At 55.3% G+C, this 226-nt stretch carries 1 protein-coding gene; it reads left to right on the top strand.

The annotated features are described in order from the left end of the window. A partial coding sequence (locus ACXAGR_RS23840) for a hypothetical protein (protein ID WP_474852934.1) occupies nucleotides 1-226 on the top strand: 226 nt, incomplete at both ends.

Genomic DNA, 226 nt, shown 5'->3' with positions numbered 1-226 from the left:
GACCTGACACTGCCAGTGCTGAACGTGAATGCCATTAGTGACCTCGCCAGCGACACACCGCTTATCAGCGGTACGTCTGACGAAATCGGCGGTATCGTAACCATCGACATTACCGACGGTAACGGTGATACCCAAAGCTTCAACGCGACAGTTCTCGGCGACGGTACCTGGTCCGCCAACGTGCCCATGGCAATTTCAGAAGGCTTACTGGATGTGAACGTGTCGG

The sequence above is a fragment of the Alteromonas sp. ABH4_457 genome, assembly GCF_056160625.1.
This window is presented reverse-complemented; position numbering and strand designations above follow the sequence as displayed.